Raw genomic sequence first — 25,066 nt, forward strand, 5'->3', positions numbered from 1 at the left:
ATCACTCAGCCATGCTGCTTTGAATGTCTATTTTGGCGCTTAAAACTATATTTACAAATGTTGTACTTACGTCATTTTTTAAATTGAATTTGTAGTGGACTTTGCGTACTTACATTCTCTAGCGTTATAAAATGACATCCTCACTGTAAAATTTCTTGTGCACAATACAGTCCTATCACCCCACTCCTAAACATTACAATCTCGGTTACTAATGTTTGCATATGCCTAGGTTTGCTAACACTATTTGGCGAAAACCCGACTTATTTACTTTCACATTTATGGCCTTGATTAACAAGAGCAACTAGCTTATCTGGATAGACCGTATGGCTAATAAATTCATTGCTAATTGTGCTTCTTAGTAATGGCCTTGAAAACGCTATATCAATTTGCTCTGTAGCTGTCATTTCAAATAACGTTACGTGCACTTGCATATAGTAGGTTGTATAAGAGCGGACCAAAGCCACCATAAAGGTTAAACACGCCGAACTCAAATGTGCAATTTAAGTGAACCGGATAAGTCGTCAGGATCTCAGATATTGTAATTTGAAATAAATATCTGCGCTTAGCATTTACTACTGCCCTGCTACTCTATAAATTTAACACCTTTGCTAAGGTATTACTCCCCCATAGCAAGTATGATGTGTTCTTTACTGTGTTTAATTATAAATAATTACAGTAATTACGGAAGTAACGTTTAGATTTAAACAGGCTATTGTAGCACGTTAACTCTATAATAATTTATACCAAAGTGAACTGTTATCACTATTTTGTACACCACACTTTAGCGTAAATCCTAGCTTTATTAGCAAAGCGTGTGAACGTTGGTTGTGTGTACTCACCTCAGCATACAAATGTTTTAATTGTAATGCAGGCATTACTGCCATAAAACCTAAAAGCACTTCTTGCATAATTCCTTGTTGCCAGAAATCTGGGTGTAGCTCAAAACCTATAAAAGCAGTTTGCTTGTCTGTATTTATTTTGTATAAACCACAAGAGCCTAACAATTGGCCATTGCTGTTATGCTCAATTGCTAAGCGCAATACACCCCCTTCGTAATAGCCGCTAATATCGTTTTGTATTAATTGCTTAACCTGTTGCTGGCTAAGCGGTGTTTGGTAATCGTTATATTGAGACACTAAAGGATGATTTAAAATGCCAAACAAAGCTGCGCCATGTTTGTGAGTTATTAAACGCAAGGTAACTCGCGGTAGTGTTATTGTTTTAAACATGCAATTACCAAAATTATAAATTTTTGAGCTACCTACTACTTAAATTCAGTATTTGTAAAAATAGCTATTAAGCAATAAATAGCACTTTATATAACAGTATTATTAACTTACCATACTGCATTAACAAGCAATATATTGAGAGTAATTAGCCATGAGTGACGATTTTAAAGTAATACAGCCCACTACCACGGTTTATTGCCCTGAGCGCGGCGAAGGTTGGACCCTAACGGGGATTACTAATATTAACGAGTTCACTTCGGTGATGTTTGACGGCACGCGCTACACCCTTCCCGCTCGCGAAATTATAGAGCAGTTATTGCCAAACCAATTAGCAAGAGAGCAGCAAAATAAATAACGACTTTTTAGCTTACATTAATAACCAAAAGGCTGCTTTGATAAAAAGCAGCCTTTTGGTTATTAATTAAATCTGCGAGATTATAAAAGTTAAAATGCATCATCTTCACTGTATACATTAACACCAAGCTCAGCATCAGCATCTTCAAAAACTTTAAAAATAATTGGCTTACAACACACCAACCATTATAAATAAAGTTATTTTAGTTAAAATGCAGCTATTAAACAACATATCCTAAGTATTACACTGAGCTAATTTTTATAGCATTTACGCGAGTGAGTATTATCGCTTATAACCAAGCTACTGGTTTATTTTAATGCGCTTAAATAAGACAATAAACTCTAACTTGAGAGTTAGATAAGCAAACTAGAACCTGTAGAATGAACAAATACATGTTTGCTATAATAATAACAATGCAGATTATTAATTGAGCATGCTCACAATAAAAGTGAGCGCACTCAATTACTATTTACTTAATTTAGTAAGTAGCGAATAGTCAATAAGCATTTGCAAGCTTAAAATAGGGTACTCAATTGTTTTTAATGCAGTTTTATAAACACTTATTTTGCACTTACAAACATTACTTAATAAAACTAGTAGAGAGCAATACACAAATATAATGGATAAAAAACAGAGAACACGTAATAAAATTTTAGTATCTGCTTGGGAGTTATTTTTATTACAAGGTTACGAGCATACCTCAACCCGAGAAATTGCAACAGCTGCTGGTGTGGCTGTGGGCACTGTATTTAGTCATTTCGAAAATAAAATAGACTTATTAATTGCCGGAATGCAGCAACAAATTACCGCTATAATTAATCAAGCTCGCGCATCCGATAAACAACACTCTCCTAGATTAAAGCTGCGTCATTATGCACATCCCCTGTATTATTTTTATTGTGAAAACAGTGAATTTAGTAAAATACTTATCAGTAATGTTATTTGGCAAGCAACCTTTTTTAGTGAGCAAGTAAGCCTATTTAAACAGTTATTATTTCAGCAGCAAACTCAAATTGATGACGTAAAAGCAAGCGTAATGATTGACTGCTACTTTATGACTTTAATTAGCGGGTTAAACGAGCAATCTCCCAATGCCGATGCTATGTTAAGGCAACTTACCCAAAAAATAGCCTTACTATAAACAGAGCACTATATAATTACTGGTAACTAAAACGGAGCATCGCTATGCGGTAAGCCCCGCCCTTTACTTATGATAAAGAAAACATAAAGATTAGCGCTATTGCTAAACTATACTCACCCACAACAAAGTATGATGTGTTCTTTTTACTCATAACTTTGTCCATTAAATCTAATAATATAAAGTATAAATAAAATAAGCTCTGAATAAGGAGGTTAATACACTAGCCATTAACGGCAATCATCGTGGTCATTATGAAGCTGTAGAAATTACTTACGATCCTGCAATAGTTAGCTATAAAGCTATACTCTAGCATTACTGGGTAAACATTGATCCCTTTGATGCTAAAGGCCAATTTTGCGATAAAGGGCCAAGTTACTTAAGCGCTATTTTTGTAGCTAACGAGCAAGAGCGCAAATTAGCAGTGCAATCTAAACAAGCAGTGAGCAAACAGTTCCCAAATAAAACCGTGGTTACCCCTATACTAAACACCAGTACTTTTTACCCAATTAAAGGCGATGAAAGTTACCATCAAGATTATTATAAAAACAATCCTATTCGCTACAATACCTATCGCTGGCGTTGTGGGCGCGACAACCGCCTAGAAGAAATTTGGGGCGATAAAGCAAGCCACTAAAGTACCCACAATTAAATACCTTACTCAATACTAGATTAACTAACAGGCTGCTTATATTAACCAGCCTGTTATACGTTTTTAAAATACGTGTAAGGTATTAAAACTTAAACGAGGCAGAAAATCTAACACTACGAGGCGTGCCTGGATGCACCCAAGCGTCTGAAAATGAGCTGATATAATAAGTTTCATTAAATAAGTTATCTAGCTCCCCTGTTAGCGTTATTGAGTCTGATACGGCGTAACGCATAAATGCCCGAGCAGTTATATAACTTGGCAGTGTAAAGTCGGTACCAAAAAAGCCATTTCGATCTCCCACATAAAGTAAACCACCACCCAATTTTAGTGCTTTTCCATTCACTTCTGTCGACTTTACCAACTGTAAACTCAATTGATGCTGAGGAATATTTAACAGCGAGCTGCCTGCAGCTATATTTAGGCCAAAGTTGCTATCGTAAAATGAATTTTTGGTTGTTGCATCAACATAAGCATAAGACGCCCACAGGTTTAAGTTATTCGTTAGTTGACCATTTATATCAATTTCAAACCCTTTACTTTGCGCCTCCCCAATAGCGGCACTGGTAAATGCTGTTGGATCGTCTACAACCAACATATTTTGTTGCTCAACTTTAAATAAGGCTAAGGTGCCCACCAGCGCACCGTTATTTAAACTAACCTTAACGCCTACTTCCTTTGAAGTTGTTTGGTTTGGTTTAAAGCCGTTTCCCTGGGCGTCGGTACCCGAAAGCGGACGAAAGTTTTCACCATAAGCCGCATAAGCCGATATAAAGTCAGACACCGCATACACAGCCCCTAATTGCGGACTAATACGCGATTCTGTTTGTTTATACCCTGTATTAGTTAAACGATTATTAAGTGTTTGCTTAAAATCGTCTAAACGCGCGCCAAGACGTATATCTAGCTTATTGGTTAAACTTATTTGATCTTGTATAAATACGCCCAATGATTGCTGAATTTCAATACGATCAGTATGAGTGGTGGGTGCAGGTAGCGCATAAGCACCATACTCTGGGTTATATACATTAATATATTGATCGCCCTTTACCTGTAGTAAAAACTGATCGTTTTCAAATTTATCGGTATCAGCCCCTATAGTTAAACGATGCTCAAACCCTGCAAAATTAATATCGCCAGTAACTTCGCCGCGTAAAACCTTATAGTTTGCACTGTAATCTCGATAACGCCTAAAGCGATTAACCTCATCATTCACTACACCTGCAAAACCAGTTTCAGTGGCAAAACCGGTTAACTTAGTATCGCGGTAATTAGCAGCAATTAATACACTCCAGTCGTCATTAATATCATGCTTAAGTTCAAGCTGATGGCCAACTACTTGTGCTGTAATAGGGCCATCACCCGGCTCACCTAAAAATCGGTTTGCAGGAATAACCCCAAGCTCACCATTTATTGCTAACACTCCTCTATCAAAAGGTATTGTTTGCTTACTGAATTCAAGTTCGTAAATCAGTTCACTATTGTCGTTAATATACCAAGCTACTGATGGGCTAACGCCTTGTTTGGTTTTTTTAATGGTGCCTCTAAAGCTATTTGAATCTTCATAAAAACCGATCAGTCTAATTGCAACATCATCAGAAACCCCAGTGGTGTAATCTATATCAGCCCTATAGGTATCCTCACTTGCAACAGCAAGTTTTAGTTCGCCTGCGGTATCAAATGTTGGCCGTTTAGTTATTAAGTTAACCACTCCGCCAGGTTCTCCCCGGCCAAATAACGCAGCACGCGGCCCTTTTTGCACCTCAACCGAGGCAATACTTGACAGATCTCGCGTACCACCCAAGCCCCAGCCTATATTAAAGCCATTAACTAAGTAGTTACTCGAGAGGTTTTCATCTCCTGTAAAACCACGTAAAGCAAAATTATTTAACAGGCCACCAAAGTTATTTTGCCTAGCAACCGAAGCAGATAGATCCAATGCTTGGTTTAAATCCCATGCGCCAGCATTTTCAAGCGTTGCTAAATCGATTGTTTGCTCAGCTTGTGGTGTTTCTAAAGGCGTAAAGTTACTGCTGTATACATGGCGCGAGCCTATCACTGCAACCCTCTCTATAGCTGTATTAGCCTGATTAAATAGCGGTGGTTGCTCAAAGGCTGAGCTTGTTTGGCTGGTAAATAAGAAAACTAAACAAGCAGATAAATAAGTAAGCTTACGCTCTTTAAAATTGGTGTTCATTGTTAACCTTGTTAATTACATAACTAAAATTGAATTGCAGCCTAAAGCAGTAACTAGTGCTTAGTACTTATAGGCTGTTTGCAAAGCTTGGCATGTGAGGTAATGCCGCTTTTGTTGGATTACGTTTAAAGCATTGACGTTTATAAGGTGCTGTAGCTTATAAACTGGTTACACAAATTTACGGCCATATCCGTGTGATTAGAATTAATTAACTTACAAAATGACATGCCTAGCGTGATCATCACCAGCGGCGTGTAATTAATACTAAATACCCAGGTACGTGCTCATACAAGCATTCGTGCGGTACGTATGATTTAAGGTGTAGCCGTAGGCTAAAATAAATTCGGTGTGTTTGGTTAAGTGCTGTTGCTGCAAAGCGGCTTTATATTAAAGATAATACTGGGCGCCGTTTTTCGATAAAAGTTCAAAAAATTCAATAGATTAAATTGGCTTGTTCACCCTTGCTATTATCCATACTATATTGAGTAAACTAAAGCTGGCAGTCTTATACCATAAACGGTGTTTATTGCAATATTGGCATGAAGTTATTTATTATTAAAAATGAGACAGGCATATTAAAAAGGGATTAAAATGGGACAGGCACATATTACCTGGTTTATTTAACCTCAAAGTTCGTCATCGTTATTTACTAATTCCCTCTCACTTCTACGCTCTATTAGTTTATATAATTTAAGTTATTAGTAGATATATGTTTAGTAGGGATATCAGGCAGGTAAAGTTAGTTTCAAAGGTGGTTTGTTAAAGTTGTTGTTTAAGTTATCGCTGAAGGTGTGGCGCTCACCCTGCACCTTTGTACCATTTAACATCGTTATTCGCGGCTTGCTGCTTTAATCGTTGTTTACTCCCTGCAAAGTTTGAATATTTATGCCTAAATCGTTGAATCGATTCAAGCCATTGTGCTTCTTCTATATTCAGAGTAACTAGCACTTTAGGAATTGCTTTATTTATATATCCTTTTTTGTTTGGAGAAATTTGACGACCACTCCAATCTACTAATTCTAGGTAATCTAGTAACGCAAAAGGTATAGTGTGTTTTATGTTGTTAGCGCAAAATGGCTTTAGCTGACTTGGTTGACTTTGATCTTGAACACTATCTTTTTGCTTTGAGGGGTTATTTGTTTGAACCGTATTTTTAGTAAAGGCTGTCAATTGCGCTATACGTTCTTGAATAGAAGTAAAATCACTGTCTTCTAACGTACCGGCCATGTTTGCTCTAATAGGATTTAAATCGACATAGGCCATGCAACTAAGCAATGCGGTTTCATCTAATAATGCTTGTGATTTATAGCGCCCTTCCCAGTACTTACCTGTGCAGCTATCTTCCTTATTTGCTTCACGGGCAATGTATTCATTTAGGTTTTTCATATACCAGCTTATGTCGTAAAGTCTTTCTCGCCATTTAGCTATAATTTCATTAAAGCAAACTAAACTCGCATTATCTAACGGCTCGCCTTTTAAGTAACTATCCACCAAAGCGTGGCCATTATAAAGCCTATACCAGCGTTCAATTACTTCACTATCTGCCCAATCTAGTGCCTGCTTTCTATTAACATTTACAACTAAGTGATAGTGATTACTCATAATTGCGTAAGCTGCAATCTCTATGGCAAACACACTACTTAACAACTTTATACGCTCTACTAGCCACTCTCTGCGGTGATCAAAGTTTTTACCTGTGTATTTATCATCACCACACAAAAAAGCTCGCCTAACGCATCTAGCTATTAAGTGATAATAAGATGTTGATGCCAAATCAATGAGATTTTTTCTTGCGCGTGTCATAAAATACAAAACCAATAACCACTGGATATAATAACAGTAGTAGCTAATGTGAGTTTTGCAAATACTTTGTGCCTGTCCTTTTAAATCTTTTAAATCCTCTTTTTAAATCTCTTTAAAGCAAAAACATAAAATGATTAACAAAGTTATATATCAACTCAACGCCTGCAGCTTTAGTTTATTTTAAAATTATGTTTTGATGAATTAAAGTCAACCTTTATCCTTTTGCTCTTTTAATATCATTTAGAATAAAGTGGATACAAGCAAAAAATAATAATAAAGAGAACACAATGACAAAATTTAATAACAATAGCGTAGTAATATTAAGCTCAGTACGCACTGCTATCGGTGGCTTTGGTGGCAGCCTTAAAAACTTCACTCCCGCTCAGTTAGGCACTATGTGCGCCAAAGAAGCATTAGCCAGAGCCAATATTTCACCAAAGCAAGTTGGTTCATGTGTGGTAGGTAAAGTGATACATAACGGTCCTAAAGACGCGTATTTGTCGCGAGTAATTGGGCTAGATGCAGGGTTACCAATTAGCAGTCACGCGGTAACACTCAACCGCTTGTGTGGTTCGGGTTTAGAAGCCATTATACAAGCAGCACAACAAATTCAATTAGGTGATGTAAACGCAGCATTAGCAGGCGGAGCAGAAAGCATGAGTAGCTCAGGCTACACTCTAGCAAGTAATCGTTGGGGCCAAAAAATGGGTGATAGTACAGTAGTTGATGAGCTAACTACCACATTACAAGACCCATGGGACAACACCCCTATGGGCGTTACCGCTGAAAACATTGCAGAAAAATATAGCATTAGCCGCAAGCAACAAGACGCTTACGCAGCACAAAGCCATCATAAAGCGGCTAAAGCCATTACCGCAGGCTATTTTAAACAGCAAATAATGCCCATCGAAATTAAATCTCGTAACGGTAATCAAATTTTTGATACTGACGAGCATGTTCGTGCTGACACAACGGTCGAAAAACTCGCCACCTTAAAACCATACTTTAAACAAAATGGTACAGTCACCGCAGCTACCTCATCAGGTATTAATGATGGCGCAGCCATGTTAGTGCTTATGTCGGAGCAAAAGGCCAATGAACAAGGCTTAAAACCACTCGGTCGCCTAGTCGGTTATGCCAGAGCAGGTGTTGAGCCTTCATTAATGGGCACAGGGCCTATTCCTGCTGTGCAACAGGTGTTTGACAAAACTGGATTAACTATTGATGACATGGACGTAATAGAATCAAACGAAGCCTTTGCCGCACAGGCATTATGCGTAGGCAATGAGTTAAACTTTCCTGAGCATAGAGTAAACCCCAATGGCGGAGCTATAGCACTTGGCCACCCTGTTGGCGCAACCGGTGCTATTTTATCAACCAAATGCCTGTACGAACTGAAACGCATTAACGGTAAATACGGCTTGGTCACTATGTGTATTGGTGGCGGACAAGGTATAGCTGCTATTTTTGAAGCGCTTTAGTTATAAAAGATTTTAAAAGAAATAGCGGCTAAAAATAAGCCGTTTTAATTTAGTAAAAATAAAGTTTTGATTAGTAAAGGACATGATTATTAAAGGACAGGCATAAACCTGTTAATTGCTTTATGCCTGTCCCTTTATTTTCCTAGTTAAAATGAGTTTATTAGCAAATAGCCTGGGGTATAGAATCATTCATATTCCTAACCCACCTAGGAAAATGGCTTAGAAAATATCAGGGTTTAATTTACGGCACTGTTAATTATTTTATGCCTGTCCCTTTATATCTGCTTTGTGACCATCTGGAAGACTGCTGTTGCGATGCTTTAATCCAAGTCATTATTTGGACTGATGCCAAACAGTCGTTTATATTCTCGGCTAAACTGGCTAGGGCTTTCATATCCTACTTGCAAGGCAATGTATGATATTTGCGCGTCATTGATTTTAATCAGCCGTCGCGCCTCCATTAATCGTAAGTTTTTTTGATACTGTAGCGGACTCAACTGAGTAATTTTCTTAAAGTGTTGGTGAAACCCTGAAACACTCATACCGCAGCGGCTTGCCAAGTCTGCAATAACCAAAGGTTCATCTAGATGTGCTTTCAGCCAATCGACTGCTTGAGCAATACGATGAATATGGCTGCCATTCGTTACCAGTTGGCGCAGCTTATCGCCTTGTTTTCCTGATAGTAATCGATAATAAATTTCTTGCTGTATTAAAGGAGATAGAAATTCAATATCATTTGGATAATTAAGTAACTCTATCAATCGATCAAACGATGGCATGATAGAGTCATCTAATTGCCATTTGATTCCAAAATAACCCTCGTCTATATGTTTTTTAGGTGGTATTTTAGCCAGAACGTCGCGAATCATTAGCAAATTTAATTTCATAGATAATACAACAACAGGATTGTCTAACGAAGCCTGTTTAATATGTATGTTCAATGGAGCGTCTACTGGACAAAACATCAGGTTAGTATTGTCAAACTTTACACAATCTGTTCCTAAGTAAACCTCGCGCTCGCCTTGTAAAACAATACATATACTAGGCTCTAGGACGTAACCGATTATTTTTTCTGGCCTGTCGGCACAATGAAATACTAAGTCTGGAATATCTGATTCGATGGTTTGGTTCTTAGGGATTAATCTAAGTAGTTGCTCAATGTTTGTTTTCTGCATCATATTTTACTTATTTTTAGAACCTGATTGACAGTACAAATTTTTATAGGATTAGGCAACACATTTGTAGGACTATTATAACGAATTATTAAGCTGTCCCTTATAATGATCGCATCACAAAATGAAAGTATTACACAGCTTAGGCAATAGCAGCCGGTGATCAGTTTGGGCATACAAGTCTTGACAATGTTTCACTAAGTTTTTGATTTGGTGTTCTTTCAAGAACCAGATAAAAAGGGTTTTAATCCAGAACAGCTGTTTGTAATGGGTTATGCAGCGTGTTTCGATAGCGCGCCCTGAACATGGCAGCACAACAGTTAAAATTACCAATTACAGCTTCAATACATCTGCTCAAGTCGGTCTTGGTATGAAAGCCGATAATAGCTATAACTTAATATATATAGATCTGTCTGTTGAAGTATCACGTATTAACAATGTGCAATCACAAAATCTCATCTAACCTGTCCTTACTCTAATGCAACATTTAGTATTGATGTACGCTTACATGTTGCAGTTGTATAAATAATAGTTGTACTCAGTGAGTCACTATAAATGAACTTTTAATCCAAGGAATATTTATGAGCGAATATAAAGTAACCAATCCAGCAACTGGCAAAGTTGAAGCCAGCTACCCTACTGCAAATGAACAAGATATTCAGCAAGCCATCACAAAAGCTGATGATGCCTATAAAGAATGGCGTAACATCTCTCTTAGCGAGCGCAGCGCACTTCTGCACAAAATTGCAGATATCTATATTGAGCGTCAAGATGAGCTGGCAAACATGATCGCTGTAGAAATGGGCAAGCCTGTAGCCCAAGGTAAAGGAGAGCTCGCTCTAGTCGCTGAAATATATCGCTATTATGCAGACAACGCAGAACAGCTATTAGCACATAACCAAATCAATGTAGCCGAAGGCTCAGCTTTTGTAGAGAAACTGCCAGTAGGCGCATTGTTAGGAATTATGCCGTGGAACTATCCGCATTATCAAGTAGCACGCTTTGCAGCACCTAACTTTATGGCAGGCAATACAATTATTTTAAAGCATGCCCCGCAGTGCCCTAAAACGGCAGAAGTAATTGTCGAAATTCTTAAAGATGCCGGTTTACCAGATGGCGTATATAACAATGTATTTGCTACCAATGATCAAGCCGCAACTATCATCGAAGACAGCAGAATACAAGGCATCTCATTAACAGGTTCTGAGCGTGCAGGACAAGCAGTTGCTAAAATAGCAGGCGGCGCCCTTAAAAAGGTCGTTTTAGAGCTTGGCGGTTCAGATGCCTTTATCGTTGCAGCAGATGCTGATATTGAGCAAGCAGTAGCAGATGCCATCACCGGCCGCTTTGGCAATACAGGACAAGCTTGTAACGCCGCTAAGCGCCTAATTGTCGTTGAAGCCGTTTATGATAAGTTTGTACAAGGCTTTGCCGATGCGGTTCGTGAGATGACGTTGTCTGATCCATTAGATCAAACAACCTTTATCGGACCGATGTCCTCAAAAAGCGCTGCAGTCAATTTACAAAAGCAGTTAGATGAAGCAATAAAAGCTGGTGCCACCGTTCTAATTGAAGGCGGCATTGTCAAAGACAAGCCAGGCGCTTGGTTTGCTCCAGCAGTACTTACCAATGTCGATAACTCAATGGCTGTTTATAGCGAAGAACTATTTGGTCCTGTTGCTGTTATTTATAAAGCTCGTGATATCGCTGATGCGATCAAAATTGCCAACGATGTTCCATTTGGTCTTGGTGCGTCAATCCAGACTAAAGACTCAGAATTGGCAGCTGAGATTGCTGATCAGTTAGAAGTCGGCATGGTGACCATAAACGCACCTTCTGGTACTGAAGCCAACACCCCTTTTGGCGGTGTTAAGCGCTCAGGCTTCGGTCGTGAACTTGGTACCCTTGGTATTACTGAATTCTTAAACTACAAATTGATTCGTAATAAAACCAGTGCATAGATTTAAAGTTTAATTCTTATAAATAAATAACAAAAAGCCTAGCGTTAACATGCTAGGCTTTTTTGTTGCTCACTGACCCGTCCTGAAATAACTTTACAAACAAGGAGCTTATAAATAGACTTATCCATCTAAGAGCAAGCATAGACTTTCAAATAACCACCAGCCCAAACTATAAATCTTCTAGAGATTAAGCTAGCTGACATTAAATTCCACAGCTTATTTTTAGTAAGATCGTGAAGTATTCAAAAATTTAGGCACTGTAAATTATTTTATGCCTGTCCCTTTATTTTTCTACCTAATTACCCTTTCTAAGATTTTTTCCTAGCCAATACTTACCTATTACCATGTATAATAATTTTAAAGGGAGATATAAATGCACATTGGTATCATAGAAGATCATCAACTAGTAAGAGATAGCTTTAAAAAGCTACTCGAATTACAGCCAGATTGGAAAGTAATAATAGAAGCTTGCAGCGTAAATGAAGCAAAGCTTGCGGTTGAACTAGAACAACCCGATATATTTATAGTGGATATATCGCTTAACGGAAAAGAAACCGGGCTTACTTTTTTATCTTACCTTTTTGAGCATTTTCCTAACATTAAAACCATTGTTGCCTCCATGCATGACCATGAACCCTATGTGAGTAACGCTTTGCGACTTGGCGCGTTAGGTTATGTGTCAAAACGCTCGGCTTCTGAAGAATTAATAGATGCGGTTAAGTCTGTAGCTTTGGGTAAGCGCTATATAAGCGAAGACGTAAACTTTGCCCTAACCACAGAAAGTAGCGCACTTACGCTACTAACAAATCGAGAAATAGAGGCCTTACCATTATTTTCTAAGGGGCTTAATGCCAAGCAAGTAGCACAAGCATTAGGAATAATGCCTAAAACTGCTCATGTCCATAAGGCAAATATATACACTAAGCTTAACGTTACAACTTCATTCGAGCTGTTAAAAATTGCAATAGATGTAGGAGTAATACAACTAGATGAGCTTACTTAGCCTATCCCCCTCGTTTAGTTTTTTTATTACTACAGCTTTTAAACAAGTAACCAAGCAGTTACTTGTTGGGCTTGTTTATTTTGTTATATTTGCTGCAGCTTTTTGGCTCAGCAAAAATCTAGAAACAGTCCCCGAAAGCAGCGCAATTTTTATTCCTGCGGGCATTAAAATTGCCTTCTTTTTACTTTTACCTACAAAGTATTGGCTAACTTTATGGGTAACATCTCGTCTTCTCGCTGCCTTTGTGGGTGCTTTTAATAATGAAGTTTTAGCTCTTGCACAATGGGATTTTAATTTATTTCATGGTTTTTGGCAGGAGCTTTGCTTTATTGCGCTTATTTATATTTTAAAAAACAGCCGTTGGCCGCCCAGTATTAACGATAGCCAAGGTATACTTTCGTTAATATTACTGGCTGTTGCTAGTACATCTATTAAATGGTTTGTATTTGCTAGTGCGTTTGAATTTACCAATATACTGGTTGCTACAGAATTATTACAGTACCAGTTAAATATGTGCCTTGGGGATATTACCGGCACACTATTAGTCACTCCGCTAATGATGCTAATTTTTAGCGTGAGGCATAAATTAAATAAATCGCTATTACTAAAAATGATGCATTTAGGGGCTGCTTTATTGTGCCTTTTATTAATTGTAATTTTTGTATATGCACTACGCCCCGACACCTACCCGCTACTAAGGCTCGCCTCGTTATTACCCATTATTTGGTTTTCGTATAGGTTTGGCTCTTTGGGCGCTGTAACCAGTGCCACGTTAATTAATAGCTTAATTATACTCGAGGCAAGCTTTACTCATGCCCCTGAAAACACTTATATAAGCCAGTTATTCATTTTAGCAAATGCAATTACCAGTATGGTTTTAGGCGCTGCAATTACTGAACTAAAACGTAAAAATAATGAGTTATATAAAACGAACCTAGAACTCAGAAAGCAGTTAACTAAAAACACACACCTTGCGGCTAAAATGGTTAGCGTACAAGAAAATGAGCGAAAACATCTTTCTCAAGAGTTACACGACGAGTTGGGTCAAAATCTCACTGCTTTAAAAACTGACTTATCTATTTTGTCCCACATGAGTAATAAAGATACTCAGTCGTTTGTTAAAAGCTTAAAAACGAATGCCAATACCATGTACGATTCGGTATACCAATTAATGCATTACCTTCGCCCACGCGAATTAGACGAACTTGGCTTAAATAAGGCAATAACAGCCGGGCGACTAAAAAGTTTACTGCATAAGGCAAAAATTAATTTTCAGGCCGACTTTAAAATTCATAAAGCCCTGTCAAAAGATCATGAAATAGCTATTTATCGAATATGCCAAGAAGCTGTAACTAACTGTGTTAAGCATAGTAATGCCAGCAAAATGCATATAGAACTCGTAACCGATAATAATTTTATTACACTAACCATTAGTGATAATGGCAGTTTAGCAACACCTGCTAACAACTCGGGTAATTATGGTTTAGCTTTTATTGAAGAGCGCGCAATGGCATTGGGCGGAACTTTTGAAGTGTGTGTAAAAAATGGCTTTACCATTAAGGTAAAGCTTCCTTTTTACTTTGATTAGTTAGCACATTGCTTAATTTGTAAATTGCTTAGCAAATAAAAACTTGTTTAGTATAAAACTTTTGCCTTAATTGGCCTGCTTCTATATGTTCGGGATTAACTTGTATTTCAGCTTGGTTACCTATTAGCTGCAGTAGCATACCTTGTGCTATTTGGCTGTTGCCAAGCCTTGATTTTACCACCACTTGCTTGCCTATAGCGCCTTGTAATCGTGGCTTTGGCAAACTAGGTTTGCTAATTGGTTTTAACCCTTCCGACTTTGCAAATAAGTTTACGCAGTGCTGCTTAGCTGCAACTATCAAATCGTCTTTACCTTTAACCACGTCAACATTATTTAATAAATGGATAAATGCTTGATTAGCTCTATCAAACTCTGTAGACACATCAGTTAAACCCCGTATAGCTGCCCATTTTCGAATGACTATATATTTACCCTTTTTAATACGCGCTAAACTAATTGAGGCACCTGTCATTTTGCTATACCACTCAATACGATAGCAAAATGAGCCTAGGCTATGTAAAAACACCGTAATATTGCCAAATTCCTTTGTGCTTGCTTCAATTAAACTCATTTTACTTCCCTAACGTCCTAGTTAAATTTAGCTTATTAGCAAATAGCCTGGTATAAAATCATCCATATTCCTAATCCATCTAGGAAAATGGCTTAGAAAATACAAGTGGATTAATTTACGGCACTGTTAATTATTTTATGCCTGTCCCTTTATTTGTCTTAAATAACATAATTGTTAGAATGCCCTCCTATTTCCCCATCAAGAGACACAATGGCAAACTTCAATACTCATCTTAATACTGCTTTAATTATCACAGGCTTAGCCTCAGCCACCTTATTATCTGCAGAACATATTGATTTAAAGGGCGCGCTCTGGTTATGGTTTTTAGGCTCAATCGGCGGTTTATTACCAGACATAGATTCAGATAACTCCACATCACTCGACACTGTTTTTAACTTATTTGCACTGAGCGCTGTATTACTGGTACTGCATTACATAACCACTGAGCTAATTATTAAAATTAGTTTTATCGGTAAGCGCGCATTTAAGCAGTGCGCTTAGCTATAATCGAAGTCTAGCTGCACATTCCACGGCATTAGCTCGGTAAAATCATCATCACCCTCATCTCGATTCGGCAACGTTTTAAATAAATGCACAAAGTAGTAATAAGGATTGATGTCATTGGCACGGCAGGTCATCACAATACTATAGAGTGTGGCGCTTGCTTGGGCACCATTAATTGACTTTGAGAATAACCAGTTTTTTCTACCAGTGGTAAACGGCCGAATATCTCGCTCAGTAATATTATTATCAATCCCTAGTTCGCCATCTTCACTATACCGCATTAATTTCGGCCATTGATTAAGCGTGTATTTTATCGCTTTGCCAATATAACTCCCCGCCGTTACTTTACCTTCGGCTTCATCAAGCCACGCTTTAAAGTGCATTAATATGGGTAAGGCTTTTTCTTGTCGTAACTGATACCGCGCTTGAGGAGATAACTGTTTGTTTTTAGCGTGGGTTTCCAGTTTATATAATTGGCTGATAAAGCTGATGGCTTTATGCGCTCGACCTTTGTTTTTCGACTCTGCTTTTAAGGCATCGTTATATTTGCGTCTAGCGTGTGCCCAGCAACCAACAGGGGTAATGCCTTCAATACCGTCATAAACACGGTAACCGTCGCACTGTAAATAGCCTTGATAACCGGCAAGAAATTCTTTTGCGCAAGCGCGACTTCGACCTGCTTGGTAATCGTAAATCACGACAGGCTCACGGCTGACCTCATTGCTGCGATAAACCCACATGTAGGAATTGCTGCTAGGGTTGTCACCTTCATCTAACACTTGTGTACGGGTTTCATCGGCACATAAACTATGCTCACTAAGCAAGTGACGTTGCATGGCTGCCACTAAGGGGCTGATTAGCAGGCCCGCTTTAATACACCAATTAGCTAATGTTCCGCGCGATAGTTCAAGGCCGCCACGGCCCAGTATGTCAACGAAACGATAAAGCGGTAAGGCATCGCAGTATTTGCCCGTAACAACCGCCGATAACGCTTCTGGACTCGCAATGCTGCCAGGAATAGGCTGCTTGGGTTTAGGCGCGGTGATTATTTTACTGGCCAATTGTTCATGCTCGCAATGTCTGCAAGCATATTTAAATTGTTTGTGCTTAATGACACTGACTTTCGCCGGAATAATCTTCACTTGCTCGCTGTCTTCACTACCACATTGATGTAGTTGTTCACCGCAACACTGACACGTTAACTCGGTTAAGGTGTGCTCAACTTCTTCTCGTTCAAAGTGCTCAGCCAGTATTTGTTTACCTTTCTTATGGTGTTTAGGCGGCTCAGTCGTTTTATGCTGCTCCGCTTCGTTGAAGGTACCTCGCGGGGCTTTTTCACTTTTTTTACCGTATTTTTGGGATTTACTTAACTTAAGCTCAGCAAGCAAGTGGTCAATCCGCGATTGCATTTCAACCTTATCTTCTTGCAGTGAAATTTTATCTTTTTCTAAGCCATCAAGCTTAGCCTGCATAAGTGCAAGCTGATTTTGTAGTTCGGTGATGAGAATAGTGTCTGGCATTTTAATAGCATGACACATGGGAAAGATCGTTCAAGTAAAAAAAACGATCTGGTTAATTTATATCACTGATAACCCTGATAAAGTTGAGTGGCGGGTTTTATTATTTACCGGTAAGCCAGATAATAACCATTGTAACTGCCGTTGTTCAATCCCCATGGCTACGTGTGCTTGAGCATGATTTGGCCATTGAAATCGTCCTTGCTCTAAGCGACGATAATAAAGCCAAAAACCATTGGTATCCCAAAACAAAATTTTTAATTTATCGCGTTGTTTATTACAAAAAACGAACCACGCTTGGCTTAAAGGATCGAGAGATAGGGTATCGCTGACAATAATACTTAACCCATTGATTGATTTTCGCATGTCGGTGAATCCCGTGACCAAGTAAACTTGGTGGGTGCAAGGTGTCACAGTACGCTCAATAATTTGGCGAGTGCTTGGTGCGCTAATGTCGACTCGAAGTCTATTTGATAGCCGTTTGGTGTGGTGAGTTTAATGATTGAAGGGTGTGTAAAGGCTTGCTCATGAATAACAAACGGGATCACCTGTTGCTTTTTAACCCTTATCGTTTCGTCAGAAAGGCGTTTACGCCAAACATAGAAAGTCGATGCGTTAATGTTGTTATCACGACAAAATTGAATGATGGCTAAACCACTCGATTTTTGCTGCTCAAAAATGCCTTGCCAGTGTTTTATTTTTTGCTGTTTATTCATAATTACCTCAGGTTAATATGCTGAGTAAATTATGCATAGGTAGCATTAATATTGGTATGTGGGTTTAATTGCGCGCTTACTTTTATCGAGTTAATTGTAGTGCCGTTATTGGTGTACGGATTTATGAAATATATTATTAGACCACTTTTTGAATGGATCACAGTACATAGAGGCAGTTGCCACTCTTTACTATTTATACTGCTATGCGCGCTATTAACAACACAAGTAACATGGGAACTGAATGATCAATCAACCCCACAAGCAGCCACCTTTGCCTGGTTAGCGGGTGGGTTTATTTTACTCGGAGGATTAATTCATTTATTGCTGGACGAAATTTACAGCGTAGATTTAAGTAATGTAACAATTAAACGCTCTTTCGGAACCGCTCTAAAAATAGCTGACTTCGATAATAAATTAATTACGTTGGCGTCGGTTATTGCCATTGCAGGTTTAATTTATGTTGCCCCTCCGACAAAACAAACTATTACAGCGTTAAGTGATTGGTCTCATTTTAGATTTCAATCTTTACAAATCAGATTTTAAGCCCTAAATACGCATAATGATACGCGTAGCGAAATCAAGTGAATAGCATTGACACCCGCCCTAGTTTTTCAAAGTGATTAGCGTGGGTGTCATTATAATTTTATTCTTTGTGTTTGCTTCAATTAAACTCATTTCACCTAGAAAAATAGTTTATAAAACAGCAAAAATTAAACAGGACACGCAAATATTTTATGTGTCCCTCACAATTTAATTAAAGAATTAATGAGGGAAGTCAGTTTGATTACTTTTAATTTATAGTGAAATTACTGATTAAAACGTAGAAATAATTGACCAAAATTTTCAGGTTCAACCTCGTCTACATTACTACCATGGCGGACGAAGTATTTACCATCATAAATCGAAGGTTTAGTATCTGACTCAATTTTCAAAATAATAATATCTTTATCAAAGTACCGTATAGTTGAAATATTTCTAGACAAATAATCCTTATCTCTTTCGCTTATTGGCTCAGACTTTATTAAATTAACTAATTTTGTGAAATATTTATCCAAATCACCATGATATTTTTCAGCTTCTTCCTTAACACCTGTAATGTAAAAAGAAGAATAAGAAATATAATCCTTATCGTATAGGGTTTTAAATTGATTAGCTGTGGCTTTAGTATCAGCAACACCTATTAAGCAATAACCCGTTGCACCAGGAAAGGTGTTGGCCATCCCTGTTAGTGTTTTAATAACCTTCGAAAAAGCTTTTTGATTAAACTTATTATTTCTATCAGTTAACGCATGTAGTCCTACTTTAAAATCATACAAGGTTTGTTCCGTTGAGGATTGCATCAGAATATTTTCAAAACGCGTAACCCAATGAGATCTAGCAGGATCTTTATCATGAGACTTTATAAAACAGCCACTAATTACGCCATACAGAGCATCAGACTGTGTTTGCTTTTCTTTTGCAGACCAATTACCTCCTCCGGCAGCAAGTGATATAATTTTATCACCCGCTTTATCTAACAATTTAATCAATTCATTTTTCTTCGCAATCTGCATCTCTTCTTCAATAAGCAATTTATAAAAAGAATAAAATACTATCTGAAAATAACGGGAAATTTTAGCTTGCTGATTTTTAAATAAAAGTGCGTTAAAAGTTTGGCCTGATTCAGCGATTAGCTTTATTAATTCATCAAATACATACTGCACATTATTTATCACATTCTCTTCGTTTAATTTTTGTATTTGAAGCTCAACTGATGTCGATAATGAGTTCTCACTGGAGCTTAATATAGAAAAGCCATATAGTTGATTCAAGATATCAGAACTAGAGCGGAGTCCTTTATCCATTGATACCCAAGCTACTATATCTGCAATAACTTCTTCATCCTGAGACTGTCTTAATGCTTCTTTAGTTATAATATTATTTTTCACCCAAAAAATATCTTCAACTGAAATTCCATAATCTAAGCTTCTATTAGTAATACTTATATTTTTCATAGAATTAAGATCTAATATATCAGTAGGACTTGAGTCACCGCGGATATTGCTTGATAATTTTCTTACAATTGATGCAAATTTACTTATAGCACCAGCTTGTCTTAACTCTTGCTTAGATAAATGCCTACCCCCAGAGTTTAACCTACGGAAAACTTCATCTATATGGCTGTCACCAGACTCCTGAAAAACAGATAGTGGTATTTGATATCTAACAATTTCTGCGCAAACTGAACGCTCTAATGGTGTATCTTTCTGGCTTATTGCTCCATCATCCATAAGAAATTTAGTATCAGCCATAGTGTCTAAGTTAAAGTACTTACCATCAACATCAAACTCTTGATCAATAAATGACATTATTGCATTCATTCTTTGCATACCATCTATTATTTCTAGTTTTCGGCCTTTTTCTGTAGTTACTTCTGCTAGCAATATTAAAGGGACTGGATAGCCACTTAAAATTGAGTCAATGAATGATCTTTTCTCTTCAACAGTCCATACTAGCTTACGTTGATACCTTCTATTTACTAGGAATGTTCCTTTTAAATATGATCCATAAAGGCTTTGTATACTTTCTCCTTTAATTGACAGTTCCGTATTTTCTTTCATTTTTGAATCCTACATATATGATATAAATTAGGTGATGATTAAACTAACCAGCTCCTTTTGGTAGTTTGAAATACCTCAAAACAGTTTATATTTCATTATCCAATAATTACACTAATCATTTTCCTGAACCGTGTTGAGAAATGGTATCGGCCGCACCAAAATAATTCATTAAACAATAGCGTCTCAATACTCGTGCTTTTCTTTAAAGAATTACTTAACCCTAACTGATGCTCACACGAGTCGGCATTGGTAATAACGGGGGGGGGTTGTTTTTATTGCCTGCATGAGTGTTTGCGAAGTACCTATTGTATGCGCTAAAACCTATGCTTAATATAATTACCAGCGCAACAAGGTTAGCTAAAGTGCTCGACTTCTTTTTTGCTTTACTCATTTTAAAAGGTGTATTAAAAGCAGCTGTTTTTTCTAGTTTGTTTTCTACTTTGCTTTCAATTACGCCTTCAATGCGGCAGTTTACGGCTTTGCTTTTACCATTGGGATCAGTAGCTACCTCAAAATAGATAGTGTCGCCTACTTTGGGTTTGCGGCTCATGTGTTTAAGCGAAGATATGTGTATAAAGGTGTCGTGTGCAACACTGCTAGATTTAATAAAACCATAGCCTCGGTTGTCGTTCCACGACGTTAACAATCCTTTGTTCATTGGTGTTCCTGATTTTTATACTTTTTATTAGTTATTTTTTATGTGTTACTTATGCAAACTATACGTTTCTAAAAGTGGTCGGTAAACTTATTTTAAGTAATTTTAAAATTAAACTACTTTATAGCCATTACTTGGCGGTATTTTAATTAACTAATTATTGAATAGTGATTGAATAACGAATGAATTACATAGGGTGGTTTTAATTTGCGGTGCTGTTGATTATGATGGCGCTAGAAATACTTAATAAGTCTGTTGTGCTTTAAATTTTTAGTAAGGATCATCTTATGTCTAGCTATAACGAATCTCCAGAGCAAGTTACTAAAGCGACCGAAGGTTATGTAATGCAGCAAACTATGCTGCGAATTAAAGACCCAAAACCGTCATTAGCATTTTATGAAAACGTATTAGGTATGAAGTTGTTGGGTAAATATGACTTTCCTGGTATGAAGTTTACCCTGTACTTTTTAGGTTACGAGCAACAACTGCCTGAGGGCGATGATAAAACCAAAGCTGAATGGGTGTTTCGCCGCCCTGCACTAATTGAGCTTACCCATAATTGGGGCACAGAAAACGACGATAGCTTTGCAGGCTATGTAAGTGGTAACGAAGAGCCTAAAGGCTTTGGCCATATTGGTATTAGCGTACCCGATGTATACGCCGCGTGCGAACGTTTTGCAAAATACGATGTAGAGTTTGTAAAAAAACCAGACGATGGCTCGATGAAAGGTTTGGCGTTTATTAAAGACCCCGATGGTTATTGGATAGAAATACTCTCGGCCGAGGGCATTACCGAAATTATTATGTCTCAGTAATAACTAGGGCGTATGTATGTTTTAAATTATAAAGCCAGCAGCTAAGCTGGCTTTACTGTTTGCAGGCGCTGTTAATTAAACTTAGTTTATTTAGGAGCGTTTCGCTGTGAGGGATCTTTAGTAAAGCTGCTTAATACTTCAGTTGGATTTTGAGTTAGTTTTTGCTGTTGAGCAGCCTCTGCCCACCAGGCTAATTGGGTAAATGTACGTGAGAAGTAATTAAACCAAGTGTCTTGTTCACTTTGCTCATTGAACGAGCCATTTTCAGCCATTACCTCTTGCGCTTTTGGTACATGGATCATTGCTGATACGGGTAAACAGCCTAATTCACTTAAAAAGTTACGCATACCCATTGCGGCGCGCATACCACCCCATTGCCCAGCAGAATAAGTAACAATTGCGCTGGGTTTGTACGAAAACAGTGAGCTGCCAAAATGGTTTAATAAGTTGGCTAATGCTGGGCTCATAGAATGGTTGTACTCTGGGCTGACCATAATGTAGCCATCGGCTGCGGCAATTTTATCGGCTAGGGTATTTAGCTGCTCGGGAGCTTTACTTTTGGGATAAGCAAAGTGTGGTTTAAATACTGGTTCGAGCGGGTAATCTAGCGCGTCGATTAGCTCTATTTCGTGTGTACTAAATTGGCTTTGCAAACACGCCATACATGCTTGAGCTACGCGCTCGCCAAGCCTTGCCGGTTTAGGTGGTGTGCTATTGCGTACTGTGCCTAAAAATACTAAAAACTTCATCTATATTCCCTCGTTGTTTAAATTACTTTTTTAGGATTGTTAATTAAGCTCAGGGCTGCAGTGCCTGTGCAGCAAGCTCTGCAAGTACATTGGCAAGCTTTGTAGCAACAGCGCATTGCCCTGCACCATGGCGCTTAACTAAATAGCTAGGATTGTTGTAGCTTAACCATACTTTTGCATTGGCGTCTTGCCAAACAAGTGCTTTAAGCGGTAAATCAATCCCCATTGTTTGCGCGCACTGCATTAAAGGAGTACCGCCTTGTGGATTACCAAATATAATAACTTCGGTATAGCCAAGCTGCTGCCCTACTTTTTTAGCCCCTGCGGCGTGATCAATACGTGCAAAAATTGTCAGTCCTTTATTTTTAGCCAGTAGCTCAAACTTATTCATAGTGGCTTTGGCGCTTTGCTGGCTTTGTAGTGTTATTAGGCCGTTTGTTGCTTTAGCCGGAAAAAACACAAAAAGTAACGCAAATACAAAAGTGGTGCTTAATAGTTTCATGTATAAACTCTGGTTTGGTTAAACATATGAGCAACCAACTTAGCATGTAATTTAGCCACAAAAAAGCCAGCGGTTAAGCTGGCTTGGTATATATGCAATAACTTTGCGCTAAAACATTATTTACGCAGTGCGTCTATACGGGCGTCAAGCGGTGGGTGCGACGAAAACAACTCAGCCATACCTTTACCACTGGCAATACCAAACGCCATCATTGAGCCTTCTAGTTGCGAAGGATGATTTTGCTTTAATCGCTCAAGGGCTGAACGCATTTTGTCTGCGCCTACTAGTTTGGCAGCGCCGCTGTCGGCAGCAAACTCACGTTGGCGGCTGTAATAAGCCACTATAACGCTGGCTAAAATGCCAAAAATTACTTGAAACAACATATCGAACAGGAAGTAGGTCCAGCTGTTGCCGCCCTCTTGTTCATCGTTGTTACTGTTTATAAAGTTATCTACTATGCCTGCTAGCACTTTAGCGGCAAATATAACAAAGGTGTTTACCACGCCTTGTATAAGTGTAAGCGTTACCATGTCGCCATTAGCAATATGCGATACTTCGTGGGCAAGTACGGCTTCGGCTTGATCTTGGCTCATGCTGTGTAATAAACCTGTGCTTACTGCCACTAGTGAGTTGTTTTTACTTGGGCCGGTGGCAAATGCGTTCATTTCTGGGCTGTCGTAAATGGCCACTTCTGGCATTTTAATGCCGGCTTTTTGCGCTTGTGCTGCAACCGTAGTTACTAGCCAATGTTCGGTTTCGTTACGTGGTTGGGTAATAACATGTGCGCCGGTTGATTTTTTAGCCATCCATTTCGACATAAATAACGAAATAAACGAGCCACCAAAACCAAACACAGTGGCAATCATTAGCATACCGCCTAAGCTACGGTTGCTTAGTCCAAATACACTCATCACTATTGAAAGCACTACACCTAATACCAACATAACCGCGAGGTTTGTTAGTAAAAATAAAAAAACACGTTTCATACTTGTCCTCAAAAAATAATATCGATTGCGGTACTATTAATATGTTTAGTGCGTTTGGCACTAAATTGATTAAAAGCAATCACTGCGTTATGACACAGTATGTCACAACGTCAGCGCTATTCTGTGACAAACTATGTCGTAAAACAAGTGTTTTTTATGTGTTTAGTGCGAAATTTTCTAGCAATGTTTTATATATTTGTAATTTAGGGGTTTGCTCACTGTATGGGCTTATTGCCAGTATAGGGAAGGGTAAACGTAATTTAAGTGAATCAAGATTAGCTTGGTACTCGTCCATGTTTGGCTCAACCTGATTTGCAATCCAGCCAATGCAATTTATACCCATACTTTGCATATGTGCAGCCGTAAGTAGCGCATGATTTAAGCAGCCTAACTTTATACCTACTACCAATATTACCGGCAGTTGCTCTGCTTTAACCCAATTGTATAAATAATCTGTGTTGCTTATAGGCAGCGCCCAGCCACCAGCACCTTCGGTAAGTATATAATCGGCACCTTGCTGTTTTACGTTTTTATACGCGCTGCTTAGCTTATCTGCAGTAATAGTAACCCCTGCTTGCTCGGCGGCTATGTGCGGGGCAATAGCAGGTGCAAAGGCAAACGGATTAATTATATCGTACTTGGCACTTACCGTTGCGCTTTCCATTAATATTAGTGCATCGGCATTTACTAGCTGATCAAACGCCATTTCGCAGCCAGACGCGAGCGGTTTAAAACCAATTGCTTGCTTTTTATGTTGGGCAAGTAGCTTTAGTAATAAACTGGTAACGTGGGTTTTTCCGGCGTCGGTGTCGGTGCCGGTAATAAAAAATTCTTTCATGGCGTTATTTACCTTTGCTGTTTTATTTAACTGGTTT

23 protein-coding genes and 3 pseudogenes are annotated in these 25,066 nt (G+C 38.3%); 11 read left to right on the forward strand and 15 right to left on the reverse strand.

Features of this window, described 5'->3' with window-relative positions; translation table 11 throughout:
* Window positions 1–260: 260 nt before the first annotated feature.
* Both PNIG_RS19930 and PNIG_RS08930 read right to left on the reverse strand, forming a co-directional pair.
* Window positions 261–431 carry a type 2 periplasmic-binding domain-containing protein gene (locus PNIG_RS19930; RefSeq protein WP_157696005.1) on the reverse strand — a complete coding sequence of 57 codons (171 nt, stop codon included), beginning with the start codon at window positions 429–431 and terminating at the stop codon, window positions 261–263.
* A gap of 297 nt (window positions 432–728) precedes the next feature.
* Entirely contained in the window at window positions 729–1,229 is a 501-nt protein-coding gene (locus PNIG_RS08930) for a GNAT family N-acetyltransferase (protein WP_089368320.1), read from the reverse strand.
* A gap of 151 nt (window positions 1,230–1,380) precedes the next feature.
* Between PNIG_RS08930 and PNIG_RS08935 the strand changes: the two genes are divergently transcribed.
* The 3 genes and pseudogenes from PNIG_RS08935 to PNIG_RS08945 form a co-directional block, all read left to right on the forward strand.
* On the forward strand, window positions 1,381–1,584 hold the full coding sequence (locus tag PNIG_RS08935; protein ID WP_011328256.1) for a hypothetical protein: 204 nt from the start codon (window positions 1,381–1,383) through the stop codon (window positions 1,582–1,584).
* Window positions 1,585–2,203: 619 nt separating this feature from the next.
* Complete coding sequence (locus PNIG_RS08940; RefSeq protein WP_086996965.1) at window positions 2,204–2,725, forward strand: TetR/AcrR family transcriptional regulator; 522 nt, start codon at window positions 2,204–2,206, stop codon at window positions 2,723–2,725.
* Window positions 2,726–2,954: 229 nt separating this feature from the next.
* A pseudogene (locus PNIG_RS08945) lies at window positions 2,955–3,359 on the forward strand (peptide-methionine (S)-S-oxide reductase); the annotation flags it as partial.
* Between the two features lie 97 nt (window positions 3,360–3,456).
* Here the strand turns inward: PNIG_RS08945 and PNIG_RS08950 are convergent.
* A complete protein-coding gene (locus tag PNIG_RS08950; protein ID WP_089368321.1) occupies window positions 3,457–5,568 on the reverse strand; it encodes a TonB-dependent siderophore receptor in 2,112 nt (703 codons plus the stop codon).
* A gap of 798 nt (window positions 5,569–6,366) precedes the next feature.
* On the reverse strand, window positions 6,367–7,287 hold the full coding sequence (locus PNIG_RS08955; RefSeq protein ID WP_089368322.1) for a transposase: 921 nt from the start codon (window positions 7,285–7,287) through the stop codon (window positions 6,367–6,369).
* A 371-nt stretch (window positions 7,288–7,658) separates the two neighbouring features.
* Here PNIG_RS08955 and PNIG_RS08960 point away from each other — a divergent pair, with 371 nt between their 5' ends.
* Window positions 7,659–8,852: an acetyl-CoA C-acyltransferase family protein gene (locus tag PNIG_RS08960; RefSeq protein ID WP_089368323.1), complete on the forward strand. Its 1,194-nt coding sequence runs from the start codon at window positions 7,659–7,661 to the stop codon at window positions 8,850–8,852.
* Between the two features lie 320 nt (window positions 8,853–9,172).
* Here PNIG_RS08960 and PNIG_RS08965 read toward each other — a convergent pair whose 3' ends face one another.
* Entirely contained in the window at window positions 9,173–10,030 is an 858-nt protein-coding gene (locus PNIG_RS08965; RefSeq protein ID WP_041454433.1) for an AraC family transcriptional regulator, read from the reverse strand.
* A gap of 268 nt (window positions 10,031–10,298) precedes the next feature.
* On the opposite strand from PNIG_RS08965, the gene PNIG_RS20070 reads away from it, so the two are divergent.
* The 4 genes from PNIG_RS20070 to PNIG_RS08985 all read left to right on the forward strand — a co-directional run bounded on the left by PNIG_RS20070 (window position 10,299) and on the right by PNIG_RS08985 (window position 14,576).
* On the forward strand, window positions 10,299–10,487 hold the full coding sequence (locus PNIG_RS20070) for a hypothetical protein (protein ID WP_011328267.1): 189 nt from the start codon (window positions 10,299–10,301) through the stop codon (window positions 10,485–10,487).
* A gap of 118 nt (window positions 10,488–10,605) precedes the next feature.
* On the forward strand, window positions 10,606–11,985 hold the full coding sequence (locus tag PNIG_RS08975; RefSeq protein WP_011328268.1) for an NAD-dependent succinate-semialdehyde dehydrogenase: 1,380 nt from the start codon (window positions 10,606–10,608) through the stop codon (window positions 11,983–11,985).
* 373 nt (window positions 11,986–12,358) lie between these two features.
* A complete protein-coding gene (locus tag PNIG_RS08980) occupies window positions 12,359–12,988 on the forward strand; it encodes a response regulator transcription factor (protein WP_089368324.1) in 630 nt (209 codons plus the stop codon).
* Window positions 12,975–14,576, forward strand: a complete 1,602-nt coding sequence (locus tag PNIG_RS08985) for an MASE1 domain-containing protein (protein WP_089368325.1) — start codon at window positions 12,975–12,977, stop codon at window positions 14,574–14,576. Before PNIG_RS08980 ends, PNIG_RS08985 begins: the two co-directional genes overlap by 14 nt.
* Before the next feature lie 28 nt (window positions 14,577–14,604).
* Here PNIG_RS08985 and PNIG_RS08990 read toward each other — a convergent pair whose 3' ends face one another.
* Window positions 14,605–15,147, reverse strand: a complete 543-nt coding sequence (locus tag PNIG_RS08990; protein WP_011328271.1) for a hypothetical protein — start codon at window positions 15,145–15,147, stop codon at window positions 14,605–14,607.
* 210 nt (window positions 15,148–15,357) lie between these two features.
* On the opposite strand from PNIG_RS08990, the pseudogene PNIG_RS08995 reads away from it, so the two are divergent.
* Window positions 15,358–15,618 (forward strand): annotated as a pseudogene (locus PNIG_RS08995) (metal-dependent hydrolase); the annotation flags it as partial.
* Between the two features lie 26 nt (window positions 15,619–15,644).
* On the opposite strand, the gene tnpC reads toward PNIG_RS08995, so the two are convergent.
* From tnpC to tnpA, 3 genes are read right to left on the reverse strand one after another with little or no spacing between them, the layout of a single operon-like run.
* On the reverse strand, window positions 15,645–17,189 hold the full coding sequence (gene tnpC, locus PNIG_RS09000; RefSeq protein ID WP_089368326.1) for an IS66 family transposase: 1,545 nt from the start codon (window positions 17,187–17,189) through the stop codon (window positions 15,645–15,647).
* Between the two features lie 39 nt (window positions 17,190–17,228).
* The gene (gene tnpB, locus PNIG_RS09005; protein ID WP_254910727.1) at window positions 17,229–17,582 is read right to left on the reverse strand and encodes an IS66 family insertion sequence element accessory protein TnpB; all 354 of its coding nucleotides are present in this window, start codon (window positions 17,580–17,582) and stop codon (window positions 17,229–17,231) included.
* Window positions 17,579–17,884 carry an IS66 family insertion sequence element accessory protein TnpA gene (gene tnpA, locus PNIG_RS09010; protein ID WP_010555472.1) on the reverse strand — a complete coding sequence of 102 codons (306 nt, stop codon included), beginning with the start codon at window positions 17,882–17,884 and terminating at the stop codon, window positions 17,579–17,581. The genes tnpB and tnpA overlap by 4 nt, the downstream gene beginning before the upstream one ends.
* A gap of 75 nt (window positions 17,885–17,959) precedes the next feature.
* On the opposite strand from tnpA, the pseudogene PNIG_RS09015 reads away from it, so the two are divergent.
* Window positions 17,960–18,427: pseudogene (locus PNIG_RS09015) on the forward strand (metal-dependent hydrolase); the annotation flags it as partial.
* A gap of 263 nt (window positions 18,428–18,690) precedes the next feature.
* Here PNIG_RS09015 and PNIG_RS09020 read toward each other — a convergent pair.
* Complete coding sequence (locus PNIG_RS09020) at window positions 18,691–20,484, reverse strand: GmrSD restriction endonuclease domain-containing protein (protein ID WP_089368327.1); 1,794 nt, start codon at window positions 20,482–20,484, stop codon at window positions 18,691–18,693.
* Between the two features lie 220 nt (window positions 20,485–20,704).
* Window positions 20,705–21,142, reverse strand: coding sequence for a cold shock domain-containing protein (locus tag PNIG_RS09025; RefSeq protein ID WP_089368328.1), 438 nt, complete (start codon window positions 21,140–21,142; stop codon window positions 20,705–20,707).
* Between the two features lie 284 nt (window positions 21,143–21,426).
* Between PNIG_RS09025 and gloA the strand changes: the two genes are divergently transcribed.
* Window positions 21,427–21,954, forward strand: a complete 528-nt coding sequence (gene gloA / locus PNIG_RS09030; RefSeq protein ID WP_011328279.1) for a lactoylglutathione lyase — start codon at window positions 21,427–21,429, stop codon at window positions 21,952–21,954.
* A gap of 86 nt (window positions 21,955–22,040) precedes the next feature.
* Here gloA and PNIG_RS09035 read toward each other — a convergent pair whose 3' ends face one another.
* The 4 genes from PNIG_RS09035 to bioD all read right to left on the reverse strand — a co-directional run bounded on the left by PNIG_RS09035 (window position 22,041) and on the right by bioD (window position 25,029).
* Entirely contained in the window at window positions 22,041–22,703 is a 663-nt protein-coding gene (locus PNIG_RS09035) for an NADPH-dependent FMN reductase (RefSeq protein WP_089368329.1), read from the reverse strand.
* A gap of 49 nt (window positions 22,704–22,752) precedes the next feature.
* A complete protein-coding gene (locus tag PNIG_RS09040; RefSeq protein ID WP_089368330.1) occupies window positions 22,753–23,205 on the reverse strand; it encodes a DUF302 domain-containing protein in 453 nt (150 codons plus the stop codon).
* Window positions 23,206–23,321: 116 nt separating this feature from the next.
* Window positions 23,322–24,191, reverse strand: coding sequence for a protease HtpX (gene htpX / locus PNIG_RS09045; RefSeq protein WP_089368331.1), 870 nt, complete (start codon window positions 24,189–24,191; stop codon window positions 23,322–23,324).
* 154 nt (window positions 24,192–24,345) lie between these two features.
* Window positions 24,346–25,029 (reverse strand): dethiobiotin synthase, encoded by a 684-nt coding sequence (bioD, locus tag PNIG_RS09050; protein WP_089368332.1) that lies wholly within the window; start codon window positions 25,027–25,029, stop codon window positions 24,346–24,348.
* Window positions 25,030–25,066 lie beyond the last annotated feature (37 nt).

This window comes from Pseudoalteromonas nigrifaciens (assembly GCF_002221505.1).
GTDB classification, from domain to species: Bacteria; Pseudomonadota; Gammaproteobacteria; order Enterobacterales; family Alteromonadaceae; genus Pseudoalteromonas; species Pseudoalteromonas nigrifaciens.

What these genes read in the sequence shown, in the direction of transcription:
- PNIG_RS19930 (WP_157696005.1), bottom strand. Translation starts at nt 431, where the DNA reads ATGCAAGTGCACGTAACGTTATTTGAAATGACAGCTACAGAGCAAATT.
- PNIG_RS08930 (WP_089368320.1), bottom strand. Translation starts at nt 1,229, where the DNA reads ATGTTTAAAACAATAACACTACCGCGAGTTACCTTGCGTTTAATAACT.
- PNIG_RS08935 (WP_011328256.1), top strand. Translation starts at nt 1,381, where the DNA reads ATGAGTGACGATTTTAAAGTAATACAGCCCACTACCACGGTTTATTGC.
- PNIG_RS08940 (WP_086996965.1), top strand. Translation starts at nt 2,204, where the DNA reads ATGGATAAAAAACAGAGAACACGTAATAAAATTTTAGTATCTGCTTGG.
- PNIG_RS08950 (WP_089368321.1), bottom strand. Translation starts at nt 5,568, where the DNA reads ATGAACACCAATTTTAAAGAGCGTAAGCTTACTTATTTATCTGCTTGT.
- PNIG_RS08960 (WP_089368323.1), top strand. Translation starts at nt 7,659, where the DNA reads ATGACAAAATTTAATAACAATAGCGTAGTAATATTAAGCTCAGTACGC.
- PNIG_RS08965 (WP_041454433.1), bottom strand. Translation starts at nt 10,030, where the DNA reads ATGATGCAGAAAACAAACATTGAGCAACTACTTAGATTAATCCCTAAG.
- PNIG_RS20070 (WP_011328267.1), top strand. Translation starts at nt 10,299, where the DNA reads ATGCAGCGTGTTTCGATAGCGCGCCCTGAACATGGCAGCACAACAGTT.
- PNIG_RS08975 (WP_011328268.1), top strand. Translation starts at nt 10,606, where the DNA reads ATGAGCGAATATAAAGTAACCAATCCAGCAACTGGCAAAGTTGAAGCC.
- PNIG_RS08980 (WP_089368324.1), top strand. Translation starts at nt 12,359, where the DNA reads ATGCACATTGGTATCATAGAAGATCATCAACTAGTAAGAGATAGCTTT.
- PNIG_RS08985 (WP_089368325.1), top strand. Translation starts at nt 12,975, where the DNA reads ATGAGCTTACTTAGCCTATCCCCCTCGTTTAGTTTTTTTATTACTACA.
- PNIG_RS08990 (WP_011328271.1), bottom strand. Translation starts at nt 15,147, where the DNA reads ATGAGTTTAATTGAAGCAAGCACAAAGGAATTTGGCAATATTACGGTG.
- tnpC (WP_089368326.1), bottom strand. Translation starts at nt 17,189, where the DNA reads ATGTGTCATGCTATTAAAATGCCAGACACTATTCTCATCACCGAACTA.
- tnpA (WP_010555472.1), bottom strand. Translation starts at nt 17,884, where the DNA reads ATGAATAAACAGCAAAAAATAAAACACTGGCAAGGCATTTTTGAGCAG.
- PNIG_RS09020 (WP_089368327.1), bottom strand. Translation starts at nt 20,484, where the DNA reads ATGAAAGAAAATACGGAACTGTCAATTAAAGGAGAAAGTATACAAAGC.
- PNIG_RS09025 (WP_089368328.1), bottom strand. Translation starts at nt 21,142, where the DNA reads ATGAACAAAGGATTGTTAACGTCGTGGAACGACAACCGAGGCTATGGT.
- gloA (WP_011328279.1), top strand. Translation starts at nt 21,427, where the DNA reads ATGTCTAGCTATAACGAATCTCCAGAGCAAGTTACTAAAGCGACCGAA.
- PNIG_RS09035 (WP_089368329.1), bottom strand. Translation starts at nt 22,703, where the DNA reads ATGAAGTTTTTAGTATTTTTAGGCACAGTACGCAATAGCACACCACCT.
- PNIG_RS09040 (WP_089368330.1), bottom strand. Translation starts at nt 23,205, where the DNA reads ATGAAACTATTAAGCACCACTTTTGTATTTGCGTTACTTTTTGTGTTT.
- htpX (WP_089368331.1), bottom strand. Translation starts at nt 24,191, where the DNA reads ATGAAACGTGTTTTTTTATTTTTACTAACAAACCTCGCGGTTATGTTG.
- bioD (WP_089368332.1), bottom strand. Translation starts at nt 25,029, where the DNA reads ATGAAAGAATTTTTTATTACCGGCACCGACACCGACGCCGGAAAAACC.